The 20,300-nt window shown below is 49.5% G+C and carries 14 protein-coding genes; all 14 read right to left on the bottom strand.

Features of this window, described 5'->3' with window-relative positions; translation table 11 throughout:
• Positions 1-22: 22 nt before the first annotated feature.
• Positions 23-1,933, bottom strand: coding sequence for a methyl-accepting chemotaxis protein (locus ACXAFQ_RS10470; protein WP_474821264.1), 1,911 nt, complete (start codon positions 1,931-1,933; stop codon positions 23-25).
• Between the two features lie 407 nt (positions 1,934-2,340).
• Positions 2,341-2,724 carry an 8-oxo-dGTP diphosphatase MutT gene (gene mutT / locus ACXAFQ_RS10465; RefSeq protein WP_474821262.1) on the bottom strand — a complete coding sequence of 128 codons (384 nt, stop codon included), beginning with the start codon at positions 2,722-2,724 and terminating at the stop codon, positions 2,341-2,343.
• The gene (gene secA, locus ACXAFQ_RS10460) at positions 2,724-5,438 is read right to left on the bottom strand and encodes a preprotein translocase subunit SecA (RefSeq protein ID WP_474821258.1); all 2,715 of its coding nucleotides are present in this window, start codon (positions 5,436-5,438) and stop codon (positions 2,724-2,726) included. Before secA ends, mutT begins: the two co-directional genes overlap by 1 nt.
• Positions 5,439-5,590: 152 nt before the next feature.
• The gene (locus ACXAFQ_RS10455) at positions 5,591-6,472 is read right to left on the bottom strand and encodes a peptidoglycan DD-metalloendopeptidase family protein (protein ID WP_070125008.1); all 882 of its coding nucleotides are present in this window, start codon (positions 6,470-6,472) and stop codon (positions 5,591-5,593) included.
• A 129-nt stretch (positions 6,473-6,601) separates the two neighbouring features.
• The gene (locus ACXAFQ_RS10450; protein ID WP_474821252.1) at positions 6,602-9,673 is read right to left on the bottom strand and encodes a diguanylate cyclase domain-containing protein; all 3,072 of its coding nucleotides are present in this window, start codon (positions 9,671-9,673) and stop codon (positions 6,602-6,604) included.
• Positions 9,674-9,895: 222 nt separating this feature from the next.
• The gene (gene lpxC / locus ACXAFQ_RS10445) at positions 9,896-10,807 is read right to left on the bottom strand and encodes a UDP-3-O-acyl-N-acetylglucosamine deacetylase (protein WP_474821249.1); all 912 of its coding nucleotides are present in this window, start codon (positions 10,805-10,807) and stop codon (positions 9,896-9,898) included.
• A gap of 156 nt (positions 10,808-10,963) precedes the next feature.
• Positions 10,964-12,127, bottom strand: a complete 1,164-nt coding sequence (ftsZ, locus tag ACXAFQ_RS10440; protein WP_070125003.1) for a cell division protein FtsZ — start codon at positions 12,125-12,127, stop codon at positions 10,964-10,966.
• Between the two features lie 107 nt (positions 12,128-12,234).
• The gene (gene ftsA / locus ACXAFQ_RS10435) at positions 12,235-13,464 is read right to left on the bottom strand and encodes a cell division protein FtsA (protein ID WP_070125095.1); all 1,230 of its coding nucleotides are present in this window, start codon (positions 13,462-13,464) and stop codon (positions 12,235-12,237) included.
• Between the two features lie 20 nt (positions 13,465-13,484).
• The gene (locus ACXAFQ_RS10430; RefSeq protein ID WP_070125002.1) at positions 13,485-14,213 is read right to left on the bottom strand and encodes a cell division protein FtsQ/DivIB; all 729 of its coding nucleotides are present in this window, start codon (positions 14,211-14,213) and stop codon (positions 13,485-13,487) included.
• 6 nt (positions 14,214-14,219) lie between these two features.
• Positions 14,220-15,170, bottom strand: a complete 951-nt coding sequence (locus ACXAFQ_RS10425; protein WP_474821240.1) for a D-alanine--D-alanine ligase — start codon at positions 15,168-15,170, stop codon at positions 14,220-14,222.
• Positions 15,170-16,615 carry a UDP-N-acetylmuramate--L-alanine ligase gene (gene murC / locus ACXAFQ_RS10420; RefSeq protein ID WP_474821236.1) on the bottom strand — a complete coding sequence of 482 codons (1,446 nt, stop codon included), beginning with the start codon at positions 16,613-16,615 and terminating at the stop codon, positions 15,170-15,172. Before murC ends, ACXAFQ_RS10425 begins: the two co-directional genes overlap by 1 nt.
• Positions 16,615-17,688: an undecaprenyldiphospho-muramoylpentapeptide beta-N-acetylglucosaminyltransferase gene (murG, locus tag ACXAFQ_RS10415; RefSeq protein ID WP_474821234.1), complete on the bottom strand. Its 1,074-nt coding sequence runs from the start codon at positions 17,686-17,688 to the stop codon at positions 16,615-16,617. The genes murC and murG overlap by 1 nt, the downstream gene beginning before the upstream one ends.
• Positions 17,681-18,991, bottom strand: coding sequence for a cell division protein FtsW (ftsW, locus tag ACXAFQ_RS10410; RefSeq protein ID WP_474821230.1), 1,311 nt, complete (start codon positions 18,989-18,991; stop codon positions 17,681-17,683). The genes murG and ftsW overlap by 8 nt, the downstream gene beginning before the upstream one ends.
• Complete coding sequence (gene murD, locus ACXAFQ_RS10405; protein ID WP_474821225.1) at positions 18,988-20,298, bottom strand: UDP-N-acetylmuramoyl-L-alanine--D-glutamate ligase; 1,311 nt, start codon at positions 20,296-20,298, stop codon at positions 18,988-18,990. Before murD ends, ftsW begins: the two co-directional genes overlap by 4 nt.
• Positions 20,299-20,300 lie beyond the last annotated feature (2 nt).

Here is a 20,300-nt window from a genome sequence, read left to right as displayed (position 1 = left end):
TTTAACTCTGAATCAACCGGCCTTAGCTATTTTGCATTTCATCAGCGACAGAGGAAATTTCCTCAATAGAGCGGGCCAGGATTTCCACACCTTTGGTCTGCTGCTCTGCGGCAGACAATGCCTGCTGACAGTTACTGCTGGCCTGTTCATTCGCTGCGGCAATTTGCTCCAGGCCTTTTTGGGCCTGCGCTACAGCAGCTGCAATTTCTTCACCGGCTTGCTGCATTTCTTTGTTGTAAGAAAGTACTTCAGCCATATCTTTGGCAATACCAGCGATATCCTCAGTGGTTTGCTTCGCTTTTTGCACCTCACGGTAGGCACTTTCTGCCACGTTGGTCAGATCAGTTTTTACATTTTGTGTCTGATCCTGAATGGCTTTGATGAGATCTTTGATTTGTTCAACATTCTCAGCGGCCTCATCGGCCAGGCTTTGAATATCGGCAGATACCACGGCAAAACCTTTACCGTATTCACCCGCCCGGGCCGCTTCTACAGCACCGTTAACGGCAAGCATGCTGGTTTTCACTGACACGGTTGTGATGGTATCGATAACTTTGTCGATAGTACGGGTCATTGATTCCATATCAGTAATGGCGGATACGTTCAATTTACTGGTTTCCAGTGCGGTATTGATGCCTTCCACCATTTCTTCGATAAGTGCACGGTTCTCTTTCAGCAGTTCTGTTATCGCCGCGCCACGGGTAAGCGCGTTTTCAGACTGATTAGAAGCTTCCGCTACACCATCCCGGAGGGTATCGATGTTGCTCACTGCCTGATCAACCGCCGATGCTGCCTGTTGTGCACCGTTGTTAATCTGGTTTAGTGCCGTGGATATTTCTGTGGTTGAGCGGCTGATTTCCTCCATGCTTGCAGATAACTCTTCTGCCGAGGACGCCACTTCTTCCGCACTTTTATTTATGTCGGTGCTGTTTTTCAGCTCTTCAGTGATAATTTCCAGAGACTGGGCAGCTTGCTCAGCTTGTGACAGAGCGCTACTTTGTTCAGATACGTTACTGGACACTTCCTGGGCAGCAGAAGACTGTTCGTCGGCAGCACAGGAAATGGCTTCAGACCCGGCCTGGATTTCTTTGGCAGCATTGTCCATTTCGCGAATTTTGGTTTGCAGCGTTTCAGAGCCGGTAGCAATGATCTGCATATCTTCTTTAATTGTGGCCAGCTGGCTGGTTACCGCTTCGCCTTTTGTGACTTCTTCCAACGCGGCTTCCGATGATTGCTTTACTGCATCAGAAACCTGATTTGACTGCTGCTGAATTTGCTCAATTTGCATGGCGATGTCGGCAGCGCTCTTGTCCGATACTTCAGCCAAAGCACGTACAGTATCGGCCACTACCGCAAAGCCTTTGCCGTGTTTACCGGCGCGTCCGGCTTCAATTGCGGCATTTAATGCAAGCAGGTTGGTCTGATCAGCAATGCGGGTAACTTGTTTAACCGCTTCACCAATATTGGATGCTTGCTGCTCCAGCTCGCTCATCATCACCACAGAGCGTGACTGGTGTTCAGACGCTGTTTTTACGCTATCCATCATATTGCCGAGGTTGCCCATAACACGGTCAACGAAGGTTTGAAGCACATTGGTTTTATCCAAGGTCTGTCCGGACAACGTAAGCTGTGACACCAATGAAGACGAAATTTGAGTAATTGCCGCCAGACTCTCCTGACTTGCACTGCTTGACTCTTCTGCACCGGCTGCAATTTCGTTGATGGCAGTGCCTAACTGATCGGTCGCGCTAGCAGACTGACTAATACCACTGGCCAATTCAGCCGTCGCTGTCGCTACCCGCTCGGCAGCTTGTTGTTGTCTGGCGAGCGTGCGTGCTTTTCTTCGCTGCTCTTCTGCTTCTCTGCGTAGTTTCGCGTCAACTCTTACGGCTGGTGTGGCCGGGCTGGCCTCAGTGCTTTTTTTCAGTGCCATGGAAAACCTCGGAATTTACTATGAATGAACGATTGCTTAACAGCGCATTTAGTAAATGTTTAGAGCATCAGAAAAATATTTAGGTATAAAACAGAATACGCAGGTATAGGCGGGAATCTATAGCGTGCATGACGACACAAGTAAGGCACCCTTGTCATCTTATGCACAAATGTCACCAAAAGGAGATTTAGCAACTAATGTCAGTTACTTAGCATCATTTGTAAAGCAAGTTATGGTTGCCAAACGCTGTCAATTTAGTCTTTTGGCGTAGTGTTACAAAAAAGACCTAACTTTTTTACTATTGATTTCAACATTACATGCATGTAATGAAATTTATTACTTTAAATACAAAAAACCCCGGACTGAAAGGCCGGGGTTTTAAAATAAAGCGTTTAATTCGCCAGAAATTACTTTGTGAGTTTCTCAATGATAGCGACATTTGCGGCAGGAAAGTCTTCTGGTACTAGGGCACTAAGCTTTACCCACTTCCCTTCCTGACCTTCGCGCCCCTCAGGTTCACCGGTAAATTCAGGCACCGTACGCACATCAAGCAGAACCCGCTTGTCACCATAGTCGTGGCTGATTACGGTTAGCGGAGAACTGGCGTGAACAGTAATGCCGACTTCTTCATCCAGCTCCCGGGCAAGGGCTTGCGTAACGGTTTCGCCAGCATCCACTTTACCACCGGGAAACTCCCACTTGCCGCCCTGGTGCTTGTCGTCGGGGCGTTTACAGATATATACCTGTTGATCCCGCAGGATCACGCCCACTGCTACGTACACTTCTTTCATTAAGACAGCTTACCGTGGCACTGCTTGTATTTCTTGCCTGAACCACATGGGCACGGATCGTTTCGGCCAACTTTCGGACCCTGACGCATTTCAGAGCGTACGGCCGCTTCACCAGACGCTTCCGGCTCTTGCTCAGGCGCCGTAGTGTGTTCAAAGTTCTTCGGCACGTCGTCAGCCTGACGGCGTTGCTCTTCCACTTTTTCAACGTCAGATTCAGCTTTTACCTGTACACGGCTAAGAATGGTAATCACTTCAACCTTGAGGTTTTCGAGCATGGCAGAGAACAATTCAAATGCTTCACGCTTGTATTCCTGCTTCGGATTCTTCTGCGCATAACCACGCAGGTGAATCCCCTGACGTAGGTGATCCATCGCTGCCAGATGCTCTTTCCAACTGCTGTCAAGGTTTTGCAACATAATAGCTTTTTCAAACTGACGCAGTACGTCTGGGCCAACCATGTCTTCTTTTGCTTTGTAAGCGCCTTCGACTTCAGTCAGAATGCGTTCACGAAGGCTGTCTTCATACAACTTGTCATCGTCATCCAACCACTTCTGAACCGGCAGTTCCACTTTGAAGTCAGCCTTCAGACGTTCTTCCAGCGCAGGCACATCCCACATTTCTTCCAATGATTGCGGCGGAATATATTCATCTACCACGCTGTTCACGACATCGGTGCGTATAGCCTGAATAGTTTCACTGATATCCCCTTCGTCCAGCAGTTCATTACGCTGTTCGTAAATCACCTTACGCTGGTCGTTCGCGACGTCATCGTATTCCAGCAGCTGCTTACGAATGTCGAAGTTACGGCCTTCCACTTTACGCTGGGCATTTTCGATAGCGCGAGTTACCCACGGGTGTTCAATGGCTTCACCATGTTCCATACCCAAACGCTTCATCATGCCCGCCATTTTCTCAGAAGCGAAAATACGCATCAGCGCATCGTCCAGAGACAGGTAAAAACGGCTTGAACCCGGATCGCCCTGACGACCCGCACGACCACGAAGCTGGTTATCGATACGACGTGACTCGTGACGCTCGGTACCGATGATGTGCAAACCGCCCGCATCAAGTACCTGTTTATGCAACTCTTCCCATTCCGCTTTCAGCTTCTGGAGCTGGGCTTCAGTCGGGTTTTCAATTTTTTCCGCTTCGGCTTTCCAGTTACCGCCCAACACGATGTCGGTACCACGACCGGCCATGTTAGTCGCGATAGTCACGGCACCAGGCTTACCGGCCTGCGCGATGATGTCGGCTTCCTGAGCGTGGAATTTGGCATTCAGTACTTTGTGCGGCACTTTTTCTTTTTTCAGGAAACGTGACAACAGTTCTGAATTCTCAATGGATACGGTACCCACCAGTACAGGCTGACCTTTCTTCACGGCAACACGAATATCGGCCACAATGGCGTCGTATTTTTCTTGCGCGGTGAGGTAGATAAGGTCGGCCATATCTTTACGGGCCATGGGGCGGTTCGTTGGGATAACCACGGTTTCCAGACCATAAATCGACTGGAATTCGAAAGCTTCGGTATCGGCTGTACCTGTCATACCCGCAAGTTTGTCATACAGTCGGAAATAATTCTGGAAGGTAATGGAAGCCAGGGTCTGGTTTTCGTTCTGGATCTTCACGCCTTCTTTGGCTTCTACAGCCTGATGCAAACCTTCAGACCAACGACGGCCTTCCATCGTACGGCCCGTGTGCTCATCAACAATGACGATCTGATCTTCTTTCACGATGTAATCTACATCTTTCTGGAATAGCTTGTGAGCACGTAGCGCCGCATTAATGTGATGGAGCAGGGAAATGTTTCCGGCTGCGAACAGCGATTCGCCTTCTGGCAGAATACCGTTCTTTTGCAGAATCTCTTCTACACGAACCTGACCGCGTTCTGTCAGATGGATTTGACGGCCTTTCTCGTCGACAGTGTAATCTCCGTCGCCTTCCTGCCCTTCTTCGTCTTCTTTCTCCTGTTGAACCAGCTCAGGAATAACGGTGTTAATGGCTTTATACAGGTGAGAGCTGTCTTCGGCGGCACCGGAGATAATGAGCGGTGTACGGGCTTCGTCGATAAGGATGGAGTCAACTTCATCCACTACCGCATAGTGTAGCGGACGCTGTACGCGATCCTGAGGGCTGAACGCCATGTTGTCACGTAAGTAGTCGAAACCGAATTCGTTGTTAGTGCCGTAGGTCACATCAGCATTATAGGCAGCGCGCTTCATTTCTGGTGACATACCCGGCACGTTACAACCCACTGTCATGCCAAGGAATTCGAACAGTTCACGCGACCAATCAGCATCACGGCGAGCCAGATAATCGTTCACCGTAATAACATGCACACCCTTTGAAGAAAGCGCATTGAGATAAGTAGGCAGCGTTGCAGTAAGGGTTTTACCTTCACCCGTACGCATTTCTGAAATTTTGCCATCGTGCAGCACCATACCACCTAGCATCTGCACGTCGAAGTGACGCATGCCGTAAACCCGTTTACTGGCTTCGCGTACGGTAGCAAAGGCATCGTTGAGGATATCATCGGTAGACTCGCCTTTTTCCAGGCGCGCTCTGAGCTCAGCAGTTTTGGCTTTTAACTGCTCATCGGATAACGCTTCGTATTCCTTTTCCAGCGCATTGATGGCATCGACATTCTTTTTTAGTTTTTTTAATAGTCGGTCATTACGGCTACCGAATACTTTCTTCAGGATGCTTGCAAACATTAGGTTGATGATTCCACTACTTTTTTACGAGTTCCGGCAGCCCGGATTAGCCCGTCGATTTAAAATAAATGCCCCCGTGCACATCATGTGCATGACCGACACCCTAAATAATGTTGGAGGCCTGGCAAATGCAGACCTGTTCTGGCTGCTACCTAACGTCGTTTGGTGACGTACGGTAGAGGATCGATTTGTTGCCCGTGTCTTATTACTTCGTAGTGAACATGCGCCCCGGTTGAGCGGCCTGTGCTGCCCATAATGGCAATCGGTTGGCCTTTTGTTACCACATCACCAACAGAAACTGACAACGCGTTGTTGTGCCCATAGCGCGTGACTATGCCATCGCCGTGGTCTATTTCTACCAGTAAGCCGTAACCATGACGCTCTCCCGCCCAGGTAATAATACCCGCTGCAGTAGAAACCACGTCATCACCAGTTTTACCCGCGAAATCCAGGCCTTTGTGCATTGCTGGACTGCCGGTAAAGGGATCTTTGCGCATGCCGTAATAAGAAGACAACCATCCCGACTGTATAGGTCGGCCAGATAATTGACTCTGCTCATGGATATGATGCCCCCGCACTAGACTTTCAAGCATTGCCAGCTGTTGTTTTTTTGCTGTAACGGACTGCTGAAGCGTTGCGATCTGATTAAGGAGGGGGTCGTTATCCACGTTTATCGGCGTAGAGTCTGGGTTGAAAGCCTCTAAATCTTCAGCTTTCATCCCGAATTCGGCGGCAATTAATTTGCCCTGTTCATCAAGTTGGGTCACCGTTGCGTCCATCTCAGCAAGGCGCGCAGCCAGCACTTGCAGCTGCAAGCGGGTGCTTTCTGCCAATTCGCTAATTTCAACATTTTCAGCTTCGTTGGCAGCTTGTGCGAGTTTGATTCTGGCGATGTCTTCAGACACAGAATCAGTGGAACGGCTAGAGACTAACATCAGTAAAGAAGACAGCACAGTAAAGCTCACCAGTGTACGTACACTGATGCTTCTGCGGTATCTCTTTTGTTTTCCGATAAAAGAAATGGTTAGTTTCATTTTAAGCCCATGATGAAAATCCGTGTTAGTTTAACGCTGTTAAAGCAAATGAACAAACCACAATCAGATACTCAGCTGTTTTTTTTGATACCTTGGTGATAGAAAGTCTCACAAAGTCGTTTTTTGCTGCTAATCACTGGATGCTCCCTTGTCCGCCGACAGCACTTGTAGAGCATCAATCACGTGCGCAGAGCCGCGCATTGTGAGCGCCTCCTGCGTCAATAACGCATCGGGTGTCTGGTGAATGACTGCATCTGCAATAGCATCGCGAGCGTGATCGGCTGGTGAGAGTAACAGCCAACCGTCTTTACCCTGTCGTTTCACCAAATACATAGCTTTATCTGCCAGCACCAGTGTGTGCTGCCAAACCCATTTATGGTGTTGAACAGGCGCATGAAAGCAAATACCCACAGAACAGGTTGGCGGTGATTTGGCAATAGCGGCTGGCCACGTTGCTTGTTGCATTGCCTTTGTCATTCCAGTGATAAATTCGGCAGGGGAAGCATTACCGTTCAGGATGATAAGAAATTCTTCTCCGCCCCAGCGAATTAAATGATCGTTGTAAGCTACGTGCTGCTGCAAGACCTTGCTGAACGTCATCAGCACTTCATCACCCACTGCGTGGCCATAGGTGTCATTGAGTGCTTTAAAATTATCAATGTCGAGCAATACGGCATATACACCTTGCTTCCGCTCCGCTCTATCAAGGATAGTCTTGATATTGCAATCGTGATAGCGGCGGTTGTTCAAACCGGTAAGCGCATCACTCAGACTGGCTTTTTTCAGCTGCGAATTTGCTTCAGCAAGCTGTTGATTCGCCGCATCTAACTCACGGGTGCGCGATTGAACCACATCTTCCAGTCGTTGTTTTGCACGCTGTAAACGTATGGTTCGGACATAGAAAAATCCCCACAGGACTAACATACCAGCAATTAAGAACAGGAATCGCATCCAAGGTTGTTCATACCAGAAAGGCGTAATACTGAACTGGAAAGTCGCGCCTTCACTCCATTGATTTTGCTCTTTTAGCCTGCTTTGCACTTCAAAGGTGTAATTTCCTTTTGGCAGGTTGGTGTAGAAAGCTTCCCGTCTTTCACCTACGTTAGTCCATTCAGGATCGTATCCCACTAGCCGATAGCGAAAAGTCAGCGCACTATTTCGATAAAACAGCGGCGTGGTATATCTGAATTGCACATTGCGAACACCAACGGGTAATTCGGGCTCACCAGAAAAATACTGCTTGTTGCGGGTTTTCAGAGACTCAACCACCGTTGATAGCGGGCGCTCTCGGGTGAGAGCCTGTTTTAAGTCAAGTCTGGCAACATTGTTTAGTGTAGGCAGATAGAGATGATTGTCTTCCAATATTCCCCTACCACTTCCGGCGCCATTACAGCATCGAATCCCATCTGCATCCGCTTCCTGGCCGTAATCATCAATTATCAATTTTGCATCTGGTTTACCTTCCGTAGTGAGTGACTGTTTACTCATTTGGTAAACACCGCGCAATGTTGAAACGATCAACTTGTCGCTGTCTTCCGCCATAAACATCACTCCGGCAGCGGGTAATAAATCCGGTGTCATCCACCGCCAACCGTCAGAGTTTTTCACTGCAAAACCAGACTGAAAGGTGCCAACGACAATACGACCATCAGAAAGCTGACCTATATAAGACACAGAGGTCTCTGAAAGTGTTTTATCATCGGTATATGACCGCGCTTTACCATGAGTAAACTGATACACGCCCCTTGCAGTACCTACCCACAACGTGTTTTTGTTGTCGACAAACACATAGCGAATATTCACTGTGCTTAGCTCAAATTCTGCAGTCATATTCTGCAACGCGTTATCTTTCCAACGAAACAAACCGCCCAATGTAGCTATCCACACGGCACCATCATCGCCTTCAGCAATGCTGTTGATTTGATGGTTGTCGAGCATAGGAAAGGATTGCCTGATGCTAAAATCTGCATTCAGCAGCACCAGACCAGCCCGCGTTCCAACCCAGTATTGTTCATTACTATCGGTAAATAACGAATACACGACTTTGTTGGGTAAACGTTGGTCTGCGACGACCTGCGTAAACCGCTTATTTGCATAGAGAAACAGTCCACGGTTAGTGCCTACCAAAATCCCGTTTTTGCTGTGAGTAAACGTCCAAACATAGGACTCTGCGAGCCCTTCAGCCTCACCCAACCGGCGAGTGCCATCGAAGCGTAGGCGCTGAATCCCGTGGGTACGACTGCCAAACCACAGGTCTCCCCATCGGTCTTCGAAGCCGGTAACAAACCAAGGCGCCGTTTTGCCATCGATTTCACTGATTTCTTCAACGAGCTGATCTTTAACAATTTGCAGTAAGCGCTGGTTTCCAGCCACCCAGAGGTTGCCATAGCTGTCTGCAAAGGTGAGCTCTATGCTGTCTGGTATTTCCAATGCGTTAAGCTCGTATGACGAAAGTTGTAGATTGTCATCAAGCTGCATTAAGCCTGAAGTGGTACCAAGAACAAGGCGATTTTCGTAGAGGGCCATGCTAGTGATATGGGTTCTATCTTCGAGCGATGCGAGGTCGATTTCCTGTACGACACGGGCGTCACCTATGGAAAGTAAACGTTGATCGGTTGCTACCCAGAGTTCATCAAATTTTACCGTCAGTGCAGTAACCTGCGTGACTGGCAATTGTGTCACCGCTTCATCGCTATGCGAATTGGATTTATCGGCGTGCGAAACATCAATACGATACAAGGCATCACCGCCCGCATAAATAGCGCCTTCAAACCATACGATATCGTCAATTCTGCCGAGCGGATTATCGGCAAATGTGATTTCCCGGATATGGTTATCGGTACAAATAGTGATAAGACGATCGGTAGTGCCCACCCACACCACACCGTCGGGCGCGACAAACACTTTTCTTAATAGCGGATCGGCAAATAACGGAGAAATGCTGCCGTCAAAAACCTCGAAATGGTTGCCGTCAAAACGGGCTAATCCACCTTCGGTAGCAACCCAAATATAGCCGCGGGGATCTTCAGCAATGCTAATTGCGGAAATTTGCGGTAAGTGACTCCGGGTATCCCACAAACGCTGATGGTACTCACTGAAAGCAACCACCTTGTCGGAGTTGATTGGTGAAGCCGAGACAAATTGTAATGAAATGAGGAAGAAGCTAGCAGTACAAGCTAATAAGATTTCACTGCGTCGCACCACAACCCTGTGGAATGTTACAAAACAAGCCAGCCAGAACTCCATAAGCTGCTGTATATCCCTATAATTATGAAGCAGTAAGATAGGCTTATAATCTTAATAAATCAGATTTAAGCTTTAAAGTTAGGGTGTTATACACCCCCGCTTCCTGATCATACCTAACCAGAAGTAACGAAGATTAAAAAAAAGCCGCTTCAATAAGCGGCTTTTAAAAATAGTAATTTATGCGATGACCGGCGCTGCGTAGCGAATTGGCATCTCTTCCTGGTTTTCGTACGTCACGTATTCCCAGCAATCTTGCTGTTCCAATACTGCGTTCAACAGTTTATTGTTGAGGCCGTGACCGGTTTTATACGCGGCTAACTCACCAATAATGCTATGACCGCCCATGTATAGGTCGCCCACTGCATCCAGAACTTTATGCTTAAGGAATTCATCGTCATAACGAAGACCTTCAGGGTTCAGAATACGGAAGTCATCCAACGCAACGGCGTTTTCCATGCTACCACCCAACGCTAAGTTGTTGGCATTCATGTATTCCAAATCACGCATAAAACCGAAAGTACGCGCACGGCTTACTTCGTCTACATAAGAATTGCTGTCGAAGTCCATAACCATGTGCTGATTTGTTTGGCTGATAACCGGGTGATCGAAGTCGATACGGAAATCCACACGGAAACCATCGTAAGGACGCAGTTCTGCCCACTTGTCGCCATCTTCCACGCGTACGGTTTTAGTAATACGAATGAAACGCTTCGGCGCGTTTAACTCTTCAATACCGGCCGTCTGCAGCAGAAATACGAACGGGCTTGCGCTTCCGTCCATTATTGGCAGCTCATTGCTGTCGACTTCTACAATGATGTTGTCAATGCCCAGACCGGCCAGAGCCGAAGCAAGGTGTTCAACAGTGTGAATGCTGACACCATCTTCATTGTTTACACACGTACACAGCATGGTATTGCCCACAGCGTTCGCACGCGCAGGAATATCTACAAACGGGTCCAGGTCGATGCGACGGAACACAATACCTGTGTTCGCAGGCGCAGGCCGGAGAGTCATAGTGACCTTTTCCCCTTTGTGCAAACCAATACCGGTTTCTTGTACCGATTGTTTGATTGTACGTTGTCTAATCATTTCGTTGCTTTTACCTGTTCAAAAAGCGGTCGCGCAGTATATAGACTAAAGTTCAGTCTGTCAAATTTCTGTCATGCGCAGCCTTGGTTAAACACCAACTTCTTATACATTGACAACAATATCAGAAAAAAGTTTCCTGATATTAACAGCTTAGTCTTAGTCAGCCTGTTTACGCAGGAACGCTGGAATATCTAAATACTCCAAATCGCTACCTGGCTGAACGTCATTCTCGACTTTCAGTGCCTGATTACCGTCGGTACCGCCAACACTACGCTGTTCGGTAGCATGCGAGGTACCAAATTCACGGGCCGCAGAAGACAAACGAGAACCTTCAGAGCTCACCAGGGAGATATCAGGCTTGCGCTCAGCGCCAATACCGGTTGCAACTACCGTTACGCGCAGCTCGTCACCCAGCTCCATGTCGATAACCGTACCCACAACCACAGTGGCGTTCTCTGAAGCAAACGCTTTAACCGCGTTACCCACAGTTTCGAATTCGTCGATAGAGAAATCAGGACCCGCAGTAATATTCACCAGAATACCGCGCGCACCAGACAAGTCGATGTCTTCCAGCAGCGGGCTGGCAATTGCCGCTTCAGCAGCTTCTTCTGCACGGTCAGAACCTGATGCCACACCGGTACCCATCATTGCGCTGCCCATTTCTGACATCACTGTTTTCACGTCGGCGAAGTCAACGTTAATCAGACCAGGACGGGTGATCAGTTCAGCTATACCTTGCACCGCACCGCTAAGTACGTTGTTGGCTTCACTGAATGCTTGCAGAAGAGGTGTGCCTGGGCCCATCACTTTCAGCAGTTTTTCGTTAGGAATGGTGATCAGTGAGTCAACGTTTTTCGCCAGCTCAACAATACCTTGGTCAGCAAAAGCAGTACGCTTTTTACCTTCGAAAGGAAACGGTTTGGTGACAACCGCAACGGTCAGAATACCCATTTCACGTGCGATACGCGCAACTTCAGGGGCTGCACCAGTTCCGGTACCACCGCCCATACCCGCCGCGATAAACACCATATCGGCGCCATCAAGAGACTGGCGGATAGTTTCGCGATCTTCATGGGCCGCTTCACGACCAATGTTTGGATCGGCACCTGCACCTAAACCTTTGGTGACAGAGGAACCAATTTGCAGTGTCACGTCTGCGCTTGAACTGCGCAGTACCTGGGCATCAGTGTTCACCGCAATGAACTCAACACCCTCGATATTTTGTGTCACCATGTGTTCTACAGCATTACCACCGCCGCCACCGACGCCGATAACTTTAATTACGGCTTCTTCGCCGTGGCTATCCATTAACTCAAACATACTTACTCTCCGGATTGGTACGTCTAACAACACTAAGCCAGGTCATATACGACGGTCGGATGCCTCCATGCGACCGTATGCCGAGTCTTAGCGCCCCCAAAATAAAATTAAAATTCACCTTTAAACCAGCTTTGCACGCGCTGAAAGAAACTTTCGCCGGACTTCTGCTTACTGGTCTTTTTATTATCTGCTTGCATTTTGCCGTAGTGGAGCAAGCCCACAACGGTTGCAAAGCTTGAATCATCGGTATACTCCGATAATCCGCGCATATTTATTGGTTTGCCCACTCTCACGGGCATTTGGAAGATTTCTTCCGCAAATTCAACAGCGCCTTCCATCTTGGCGGTACCGCCCGTCAGAACCAGCCCTGCTGCAATTTGTTCTTCAAATCCACTGGCACGGATCTCTTTCTGCACCAGCTCAAATAATTCCTGATAACGAGGTTCTATCACCTCTGCCAGGGTGTGTCTGGACATGGCTCTGGCAGGTCGACCGCCCACACTGGGCACTTCGATATTTTCTTCCATGCTGACCATGTCTTTCAGCGCACAGGCGTAATTCACCTTAATTTCTTCCGCGTTACTGATTGGCGTACGGAAAATCTTTGCAATATCACTGGTTATCTGGTTACCCGCAACCGGGATCACAGCAGTGTGACGAATTGCGCCGTCGGTGTAAATGACAATATCCATGGTTCCGCCACCGATATCCACTACACATACGCCCAGTTCACGTTCATCGTCGGTAAGAACCGCGTAACTTGATGCCAGCGCTGAGAAAATAAGCTGATCTGAACTCAGATCACAACGCTCAATACACTTCACCAAATTCTTGGCCATATCATCCGCACAGGTGATGATATGCGCTTCGGCTTCCATTCTTACGCCTGACATGCCAACCGGGTTTTTAATTCCTTCCTGCACATCAATGGTAAATTCCTGCGGCAGCACGTGAAGCAAACGACGTTCTGATGCAATCGGCACTGAACGGGCAGCGTGGATCACGTTGTCTACGTCTTCCTGCGTCACTTCCTGATTGTTAATCGGTACCATGCCACTTTCGTTCTGGCATTTCACATGGCGACCTGAAATCGACATAAACACCGAAGAAACCTGACAATCTGCCATCAGTTCCATTTCACTGACTGCACTTTGTACTGACTTAACCACCAAATTGAGATCGTTTACGCCGCCTTTGTCCATGCCCTGCGCATTATGGGTACCAACGCCTACAATACTGATCTGATCGTCTGCCAGCAATTCACCGACAACGGCTTTCACTTTGCTGGTTCCGATATCCAGTCCGACAATCAGATTGCGTTCAGCAGTTTTTGACATGGTATTTTTAAACTCTCTCATTAACTTTTTTCATCTTCCGCTTCCTGCCAGCCTACTGCCAGCCCGGTGTCATAACGTAAATCCACGTACTTCACCGCTTTGGGTTGCTTCGCCAGCAGCGGATAAACATCAATAAATCGCTGCAAACGATCGATAAATTCCTGTCGGCCCAGATTCAATTCTATGCCATTTTCAAGCTGTATCTGCCAGGCGAAGCGCTCGCTCAGTGACATTTCAGCAATCGGCATCGCCGTTGTTGCTAATAGTGACTGCATGGCGTTGTAACCTTCCAATGCCGTTTTCTCACTACCACCGGGACCAAATAACTTTGGCAGACCTAAGTCATCTGCACTGGCGTTAAAAGTTTCACCGTAAGGATTCAGCAAAAAATCATCATTCCACTGTGCCACGGGCTGTTGCTCAACCAGGTAAATCTTCAGCGTATTCGGCCACTGTTTGCGAACCGATGCGCGATAAACCCAAGGCTGCGCCTCTACCAGCTTGTATACTTCGTTCACATCGAGGGCAAAAAAACTGCCGGGCTGCGACTGCCTGATCAAACGCTCAAGCCGGGTAACGTTCACATGACTGAAATCGCCGGAAAAATCCACTACCTGAACCGGTGCCCGCTGGGCGTCCTGCAGGTATTCCTGAATTTTCACGCCGCCCACAATCAGACCGGTAATCACTGCCAGCAGAAACGCTACGCCGGACCAGAATCGGATCTGTTTGTGTCTTACTTCAGTCATGCAGGTTTACGCCTCATGCTCAGTTAAACTGGTTGCTAGAATTTCCAGCGTCAGTTCATCAAAACTCAGGCCAGCCACTTTGGCTGCTTTCGGTACCAGACTCTTTTCAGTCATACCTGGAACCGTATTTGCCTCAAGCAAATAAAACGTTCCGTCAGCAGCTTGCATAACATCGATGCGACCCCAGCCGCTGCACGACAACGCTTTAAACGCACGAAGCGAAAGCGCTGCCAGCTCAGCTTCTCTGTCTTGTGACAGACCACTGGGACAGTGATACACGGTGGTATCGTCTTGATACTTTGCCGCGTAATCATAAAAGTTATGGGGGGTAGACATGCGGATCGACGGCAATGCCCTGCCCTGCAAAACAGAGACAGTGAACTCGGGGCCATCGATGTACTGCTCTAACAGGACCTGATTATCGTACTTAAAGGCGTCCTGAACGGCAGTTTCTAGTTGTTTAGCGCTTGTCACTCTCGCCATCCCGATACTGGAACCTTCTCGGGCGGGCTTGACCATGACTTCATTCCCCAATTCCATCATTATAGCCGCGCATGATCCAGCTTCAAAGTCACTTTTGTCAGCAATTTGATATTTTGCCGTAGATAATCCAAGGGTTTGCCAGATTTGCTTGGTGTGGATCTTGTCCATTGCCAATGCAGATCCCAACACGCCACTGCCAGTGTATGGTATTTTCAGGTGCTGCAGCGCACCCTGCATTGCGCCGTCTTCTCCGCCGCGACCATGTAACATGATTAATACACGATCGGTTTTTTCATCAACTAATTCAGTTAGTTGCCTTTCCGCAGGGTCGAATACATACGCATTTACCCCCTGTCTTAAAAGGGCATTAAATACCGCTTCGCCCGACCTAAGAGACACAGCGCGCTCGGCGGATTCACCGCCAAACATGACCGCTACACGACCAAATTTCTGAACATCTGCCTGCTCAAACATTACTGCCACTCACGTTGAAATTTTTTTGGTTCTAATTCTGAATTTGCCAATTTTCTGGCAATCTGGCCGATATTACCTGCTCCCTGGGTCATGATCACGTCGTTTTCCTGCATCACACTGGCAAGGATATCGGCCAGTGAATCCGGCTCACCAACGTAAATCGGTTCCACTTGTCCTCGCAGACGAATCGACCGGCACAATGCTTTACTGTCGGCACCGTCAATGGGCTGCTCGCTGGCCGCGTAAACGTCGAGCAGCAATAACACATCGACCTGAGATAAAACATCAACAAAGTCTTCGTATAAATCTCTTGTGCGGGTGTATCTGTGAGGCTGATACACCATCACCAGTCGCTTATCTGGCCAGTTCGTTCTCGCTGCGGCGATGGTGGCTTTTACCTCTGTCGGATGGTGACCGTAGTCATCCACCAGGCATACATCACCCTTACTGGTAGAAAACTCACCCAGCACTTCAAAACGACGACCTATACCGCCAAAACCTTTAAGCGCTTTGACTATGGATTCATCGTCCACACCTTCATCGGTAGCAACTGCGATTGCTGCCAGCGCGTTCAGCACGTTATGCATACCGGTGAGATTCAAGGTAACTCGAAGAGCCGGCATGTCAGGGCGAACCACATCGAACTCAGCCTGACCGAAACGTAGCTGCACGTTTTCGGCCCGCACATCATTAGCGGCATCAAGGCCGTAGGTCAGAATGTTTCGCCCAATGCGCGGACGTAGAGACTGAATCACCTCATCATCGCCACACAAGATAGCCTGACCATAAAACGGCAAGTTGTGCAGGAATTCGATATAGGTGTCTTTCATCTTGTTGAAGTCACCTTCATAGGTGCCCATGTGGTCCGGCTCAATATTCGTGACCACGGAGACCATAGGTTGAAGATGCAGGAAAGACGCATCGCTTTCGTCAGCTTCAGCAATCAGATAGCGACTTTTACCCAAACGGGCATTAGTGCCAGCACTGTTAAGCAGGCCACCAATCACAAACGTCGGGTCCCAGCCAGCTTCGGCGAAGATAGTGGAAATCAAACTGGTAGTTGTGGTTTTCCCGTGCGTACCCGCGATGGCAATTCCATGACGGAAACGCATCAATTCGGCCAGCATCTCAGCGCGGCGAATAATGGGAATACGATGTTCCCGGGCATAACGAATTTCCGGGTTTGCCTCGTTAATAGCACTGGATACCACCACGACATCGGCGCCCACCACGTTATCTTCGTGATGGCCGATAAATATCTCCGCGCCCAGTTCTTCCAAGCGCGCAGTCATCGCACCAGCCTGAATATCAGACCCGGCAATATCGTATGTTTCATTGAGTAGTACTTCTGCAATACCGCCCATTCCCGCGCCACCGATACCGATGAAGAAAATGCGTTTTACTTTGCGCATTTGCGGGCTCTGGAATGGTTTTTCACCTACCATCAGGCTTTCTCTCCTGTCAGCAGTTCGCATTGTTCTACGACCTGCTGTGTTGCATTTATGATCGCCGCCTGACGGGCTTTTTTCCCCATATTCAGGCACGATTGAGGTTGACGCAGCCAGCCTTCCAGCACTTTGCCCAACCCGCTTTCTAATTTTGTTTGCGGCAATAACACCGCGGCGCCCTCATCGACCAATGAGCGGGCATTTTTAGTTTGGTGGTCGTCCACGGCATGGGGCAAAGGAACAAATACCGCAGGTAACCCTGCAGCAGCAACCTCTGCCACCGTCAATGCACCCGCGCGACAAACTATACAGTCGGCCCATGCATAGGCAGCTGCCATGTCTGCGATAAAATCGCTTACCTGTACGTCCACACTGCCCGATGCATAAGCAGCACGCACCGATTCGGTATTGCCTTTGCCTGCCTGATGACGGATTGTCAGGCCATACAGGTTTTTGCACACCGCTGGCACGCCCTCGTTCAGCGCTTTCGCACCGAGGCTGCCGCCAATCACCAGCATGCGCAGAGGTGAGTGGGTTTCAGTTTTATCTGCCAGGGCGACAATCTCTTTTCGAACCGGATTGCCAACCGTCATACATTTAGACGCGGCCCCCTCAAAGCCACCGCGGGCATTGCCGAATCCCAACATGATCCGCTTTGCCAGTTTACCCAGCATACGGTTAGTCATACCAGCAGCGGCGTTCTGCTCGTGAATCATCAGCGGAATACCACGTAACCAGGCAGCAACACCGCCAGGGCCACTGGCGTAGCCGCCAAAGCCAACCACCAGATCGGGTTTCAGCTGCCCCATCAGTTTTCGCGCTTCTCCCATGCCTTTAAGCAGTGCCATGACGCCGCTAACACGGGCTGATAAGCCTTTACCACGCAACCCCTTCACATGAATGAAGTGGATCGGAAAACCATGTTCTGGTACCAACTGTGCTTCCATTCTTTCTGCGGTACCCAGCCAGTGTACGTCCCAGCCTTTTGCTTTCAGCGCATGGGCCACCGCTAGCCCGGGAAACACATGTCCACCGGTACCACCCGCCATAATCAGGCAACGCTTAGTCATACTGCGCCTCCTGCTCTACATCTTTCAGCATGGCGCGAATATCATCCTTACTCTTCTGCTGGGTTTCTTTATCTGCTGTATTGTCTTCAGCTTTTTTGATTCTTTGCTGCTTCTTACGTTGGTTTTTACGTTCAATGGCTTGTACACCATCGACACGTAATTCAAAATCGATTCGCATCAGCATGGCAATGGCTACCATCATGACAATTAGGCTTGTCCCCCCGTAACTAATGAGGGGCAGCGTTAATCCTTTGGTGGGCAGAATACCCGCACTGGCACCAATGTTTACCGCGGTTTGGAAACTCAGCCAAATGCCAATGCTATAAGCAAGGTATCCTTCAAAAGGTCGCTGCTTCGCTAATGCGTGATTACCAATTTTAAGTGCCTTAACAACCAGATATAGAATAAGCGCGAGTACCGCTAATACGCCTACAAAGCCGAGTTCTTCGGCCAGAATCGCCATTATAAAATCGGAGTGCGCCTGGGTTAAAAATTCCAGCTTTTGATAACTGTTGCCCAAGCCCTGCCCCAGCCAACTGCCGCGGCCATAAGCCATAAGAGACTGCGTTAACTGATAACCGCTACCGAAAGGGTCTGCCCAAGGGTCAAGAAATGAAGTTACCCGGCGCATACGGTATTCCTCGAACACGATCAGGAATACGATGGCCAGCAAACCCACAAAGACAATGGCGAAGAACTGCCAAAGCCGCGCCCCGGCAAGAAACAGCAAGCCCATGGTAGTGGTAAACATCACCACCACAGTTCCGAAGTCGGGTTGCAGCAGCAGTAAAATAGCGACCACAAAGAAAACAACCAGAGGCTTTAAGAACCCTTTGATGTTTTCCGTTACCTCCTCATACCGGCGTACCAGATACCCGGCGAGATAAGTGAAGAAAAAAAGTTTAGCCGGTTCCGCGGGTTGTAACGTAAGGGGGCCAATCACAATCCAGCGGGTACTGCCGTTAATTGACCGCCCCACCGCAAGTACCGCCAGCAGCATACCTATAGCCGCAAGCAGCAACCAGGGATTCACTTTGCGCCAGAAACTCATGGGGATCTGTATCACTACGCCCGCAGTAAGCAATGCAAATAACAGGTAAATACCGTGTCGAATGGAGAAGTAAAACGGATTGCCATAAAGACGGTCTGCCACCGGCATAGACGCCGACGTCACCACTACCAGACCCAGCGTAGCCAGGGCAATCGCCACCAGTAATAAACCGGTATCATATGGTGAAGCCGACTTCGCCTCACCGTGGCGCTGAGCAAAAATATCTGACAATTTGGTGGCCGCCTCACTCATTTTGCGGTGACCTCCATGATTGCATCGGCAAACACTTTCGCGCGATGGGCGTAGTTGTCGAACATATCAATACTGGCACAGGCTGGCGAAAGTAGCACCATGTCGCCAGGTTCGGCCTGCTGAGCAGCAAGCTTCACCGCACTGGGTAGATCAGGTAAATATTGAGAACCCGGCACTAGCTCGCTAATCGCTTTACCATCTTTACCAATGGTAATGACTAAATCCACGTAGCGATTGAAGGGGGCTTTAAGCGCTGTAAGATCAGCCCCTTTTCCGTCACCACCCGCAATCAGAATAAGCTTGCCGGTTTTAGTGCCCCCTAATCCTTCAAGGGCCGCCAGGGTCGCGCCCACATTGGTTGCCTTGGAATCGTCAATCCAGCGCACACCATTGGTATTGGCAATTTCTACACAGCGATGCGGTGCAGGCTCGAAGGATTTCACCGCTTCACAGGCGGTGTCGATTTTTAACCCGGCAACCAATGCCAGTGACAGTGCCGCCTGAATGTTCAGCACATTGTGACTGCCCACCAGTTTAACCGACGCCATATCAAGGACAGGCTTACCCTGCCAGGTAATGTAATTGTCGGTCAAACCAAAATCTTTCGCTGAGGACTGTGCCTGGAATGCTGTCTGCTTCGCTACCTTTGCAGCTGGATAGGTTTCTTCGTGGCCTTGCCACACCACCGCGTGTTCACAATGGGCAAAAATACGCTGTTTGGCGGCGGCGTACTCCGCCATCGTACCGTGACGGTCGAGATGATCGTCAGTCACGTTTAAAATGGTGGCACCTAGCAGATTCAGTGAGGAGGTGGTTTCGAGCTGAAAGCTTGATAATTCGAGTATCAGAAAATCCCATTCCTCGCCCACAGTTTCCAGCACCGGGCGACCCACATTTCCTGCCGCACAGGCTTTCAGACCTGCTTGGTTTAGAATATGGGTGAGCAATAAGGTTACGGTGGTTTTACCATTCGAGCCGGTGATACCAAATGCCGGGATACGCTGCAGGCGAGCGAACAGCTCCACGTCACCGATCACTTCCACTCCGGCTAGTTTTGCGCTTTTCACCGACGCATGAGACGGCGAGATACCCGGACTCAATACCAAAGTGTCTACGCCTTCCCAATAACCAGGAGGCAACTCACCCAAAGTTACAGGTTGCGTAATGCTTTCTGGAACCACGGCGTTTGCGCGAGTATCCCACACTTTAACGGTAGCGCCAGTGGCAGATAAAAAGCGCACAACAGACTGACCGGTCAATCCAAGACCGGCCACCACTACCTGTTGAGAAGCGAGTAATTCGTTCATCG

The sequence above is a fragment of the Alteromonas sp. ABH2_165 genome, assembly GCF_056159945.1.
Note: the sequence above shows the minus strand (reverse complement) of the source record. Positions and strands in the feature narration are given on the sequence as shown.

What these genes read in the sequence shown, in the direction of transcription:
- ACXAFQ_RS10470 (WP_474821264.1), bottom strand. Translation starts at nt 1,933, where the DNA reads ATGGCACTGAAAAAAAGCACTGAGGCCAGCCCGGCCACACCAGCCGTA.
- mutT (WP_474821262.1), bottom strand. Translation starts at nt 2,724, where the DNA reads ATGAAAGAAGTGTACGTAGCAGTGGGCGTGATCCTGCGGGATCAACAG.
- secA (WP_474821258.1), bottom strand. Translation starts at nt 5,438, where the DNA reads ATGTTTGCAAGCATCCTGAAGAAAGTATTCGGTAGCCGTAATGACCGA.
- ACXAFQ_RS10455 (WP_070125008.1), bottom strand. Translation starts at nt 6,472, where the DNA reads ATGAAACTAACCATTTCTTTTATCGGAAAACAAAAGAGATACCGCAGA.
- lpxC (WP_474821249.1), bottom strand. Translation starts at nt 10,807, where the DNA reads ATGATTAGACAACGTACAATCAAACAATCGGTACAAGAAACCGGTATT.
- ftsZ (WP_070125003.1), bottom strand. Translation starts at nt 12,127, where the DNA reads ATGTTTGAGTTAATGGATAGCCACGGCGAAGAAGCCGTAATTAAAGTT.
- ftsA (WP_070125095.1), bottom strand. Translation starts at nt 13,464, where the DNA reads ATGTCAAAAACTGCTGAACGCAATCTGATTGTCGGACTGGATATCGGA.
- ACXAFQ_RS10430 (WP_070125002.1), bottom strand. Translation starts at nt 14,213, where the DNA reads ATGACTGAAGTAAGACACAAACAGATCCGATTCTGGTCCGGCGTAGCG.
- ACXAFQ_RS10425 (WP_474821240.1), bottom strand. Translation starts at nt 15,170, where the DNA reads ATGTTTGAGCAGGCAGATGTTCAGAAATTTGGTCGTGTAGCGGTCATG.
- murC (WP_474821236.1), bottom strand. Translation starts at nt 16,615, where the DNA reads ATGGTAGGTGAAAAACCATTCCAGAGCCCGCAAATGCGCAAAGTAAAA.
- murG (WP_474821234.1), bottom strand. Translation starts at nt 17,688, where the DNA reads ATGACTAAGCGTTGCCTGATTATGGCGGGTGGTACCGGTGGACATGTG.
- ftsW (WP_474821230.1), bottom strand. Translation starts at nt 18,991, where the DNA reads ATGAGTGAGGCGGCCACCAAATTGTCAGATATTTTTGCTCAGCGCCAC.
- murD (WP_474821225.1), bottom strand. Translation starts at nt 20,298, where the DNA reads ATGAACGAATTACTCGCTTCTCAACAGGTAGTGGTGGCCGGTCTTGGA.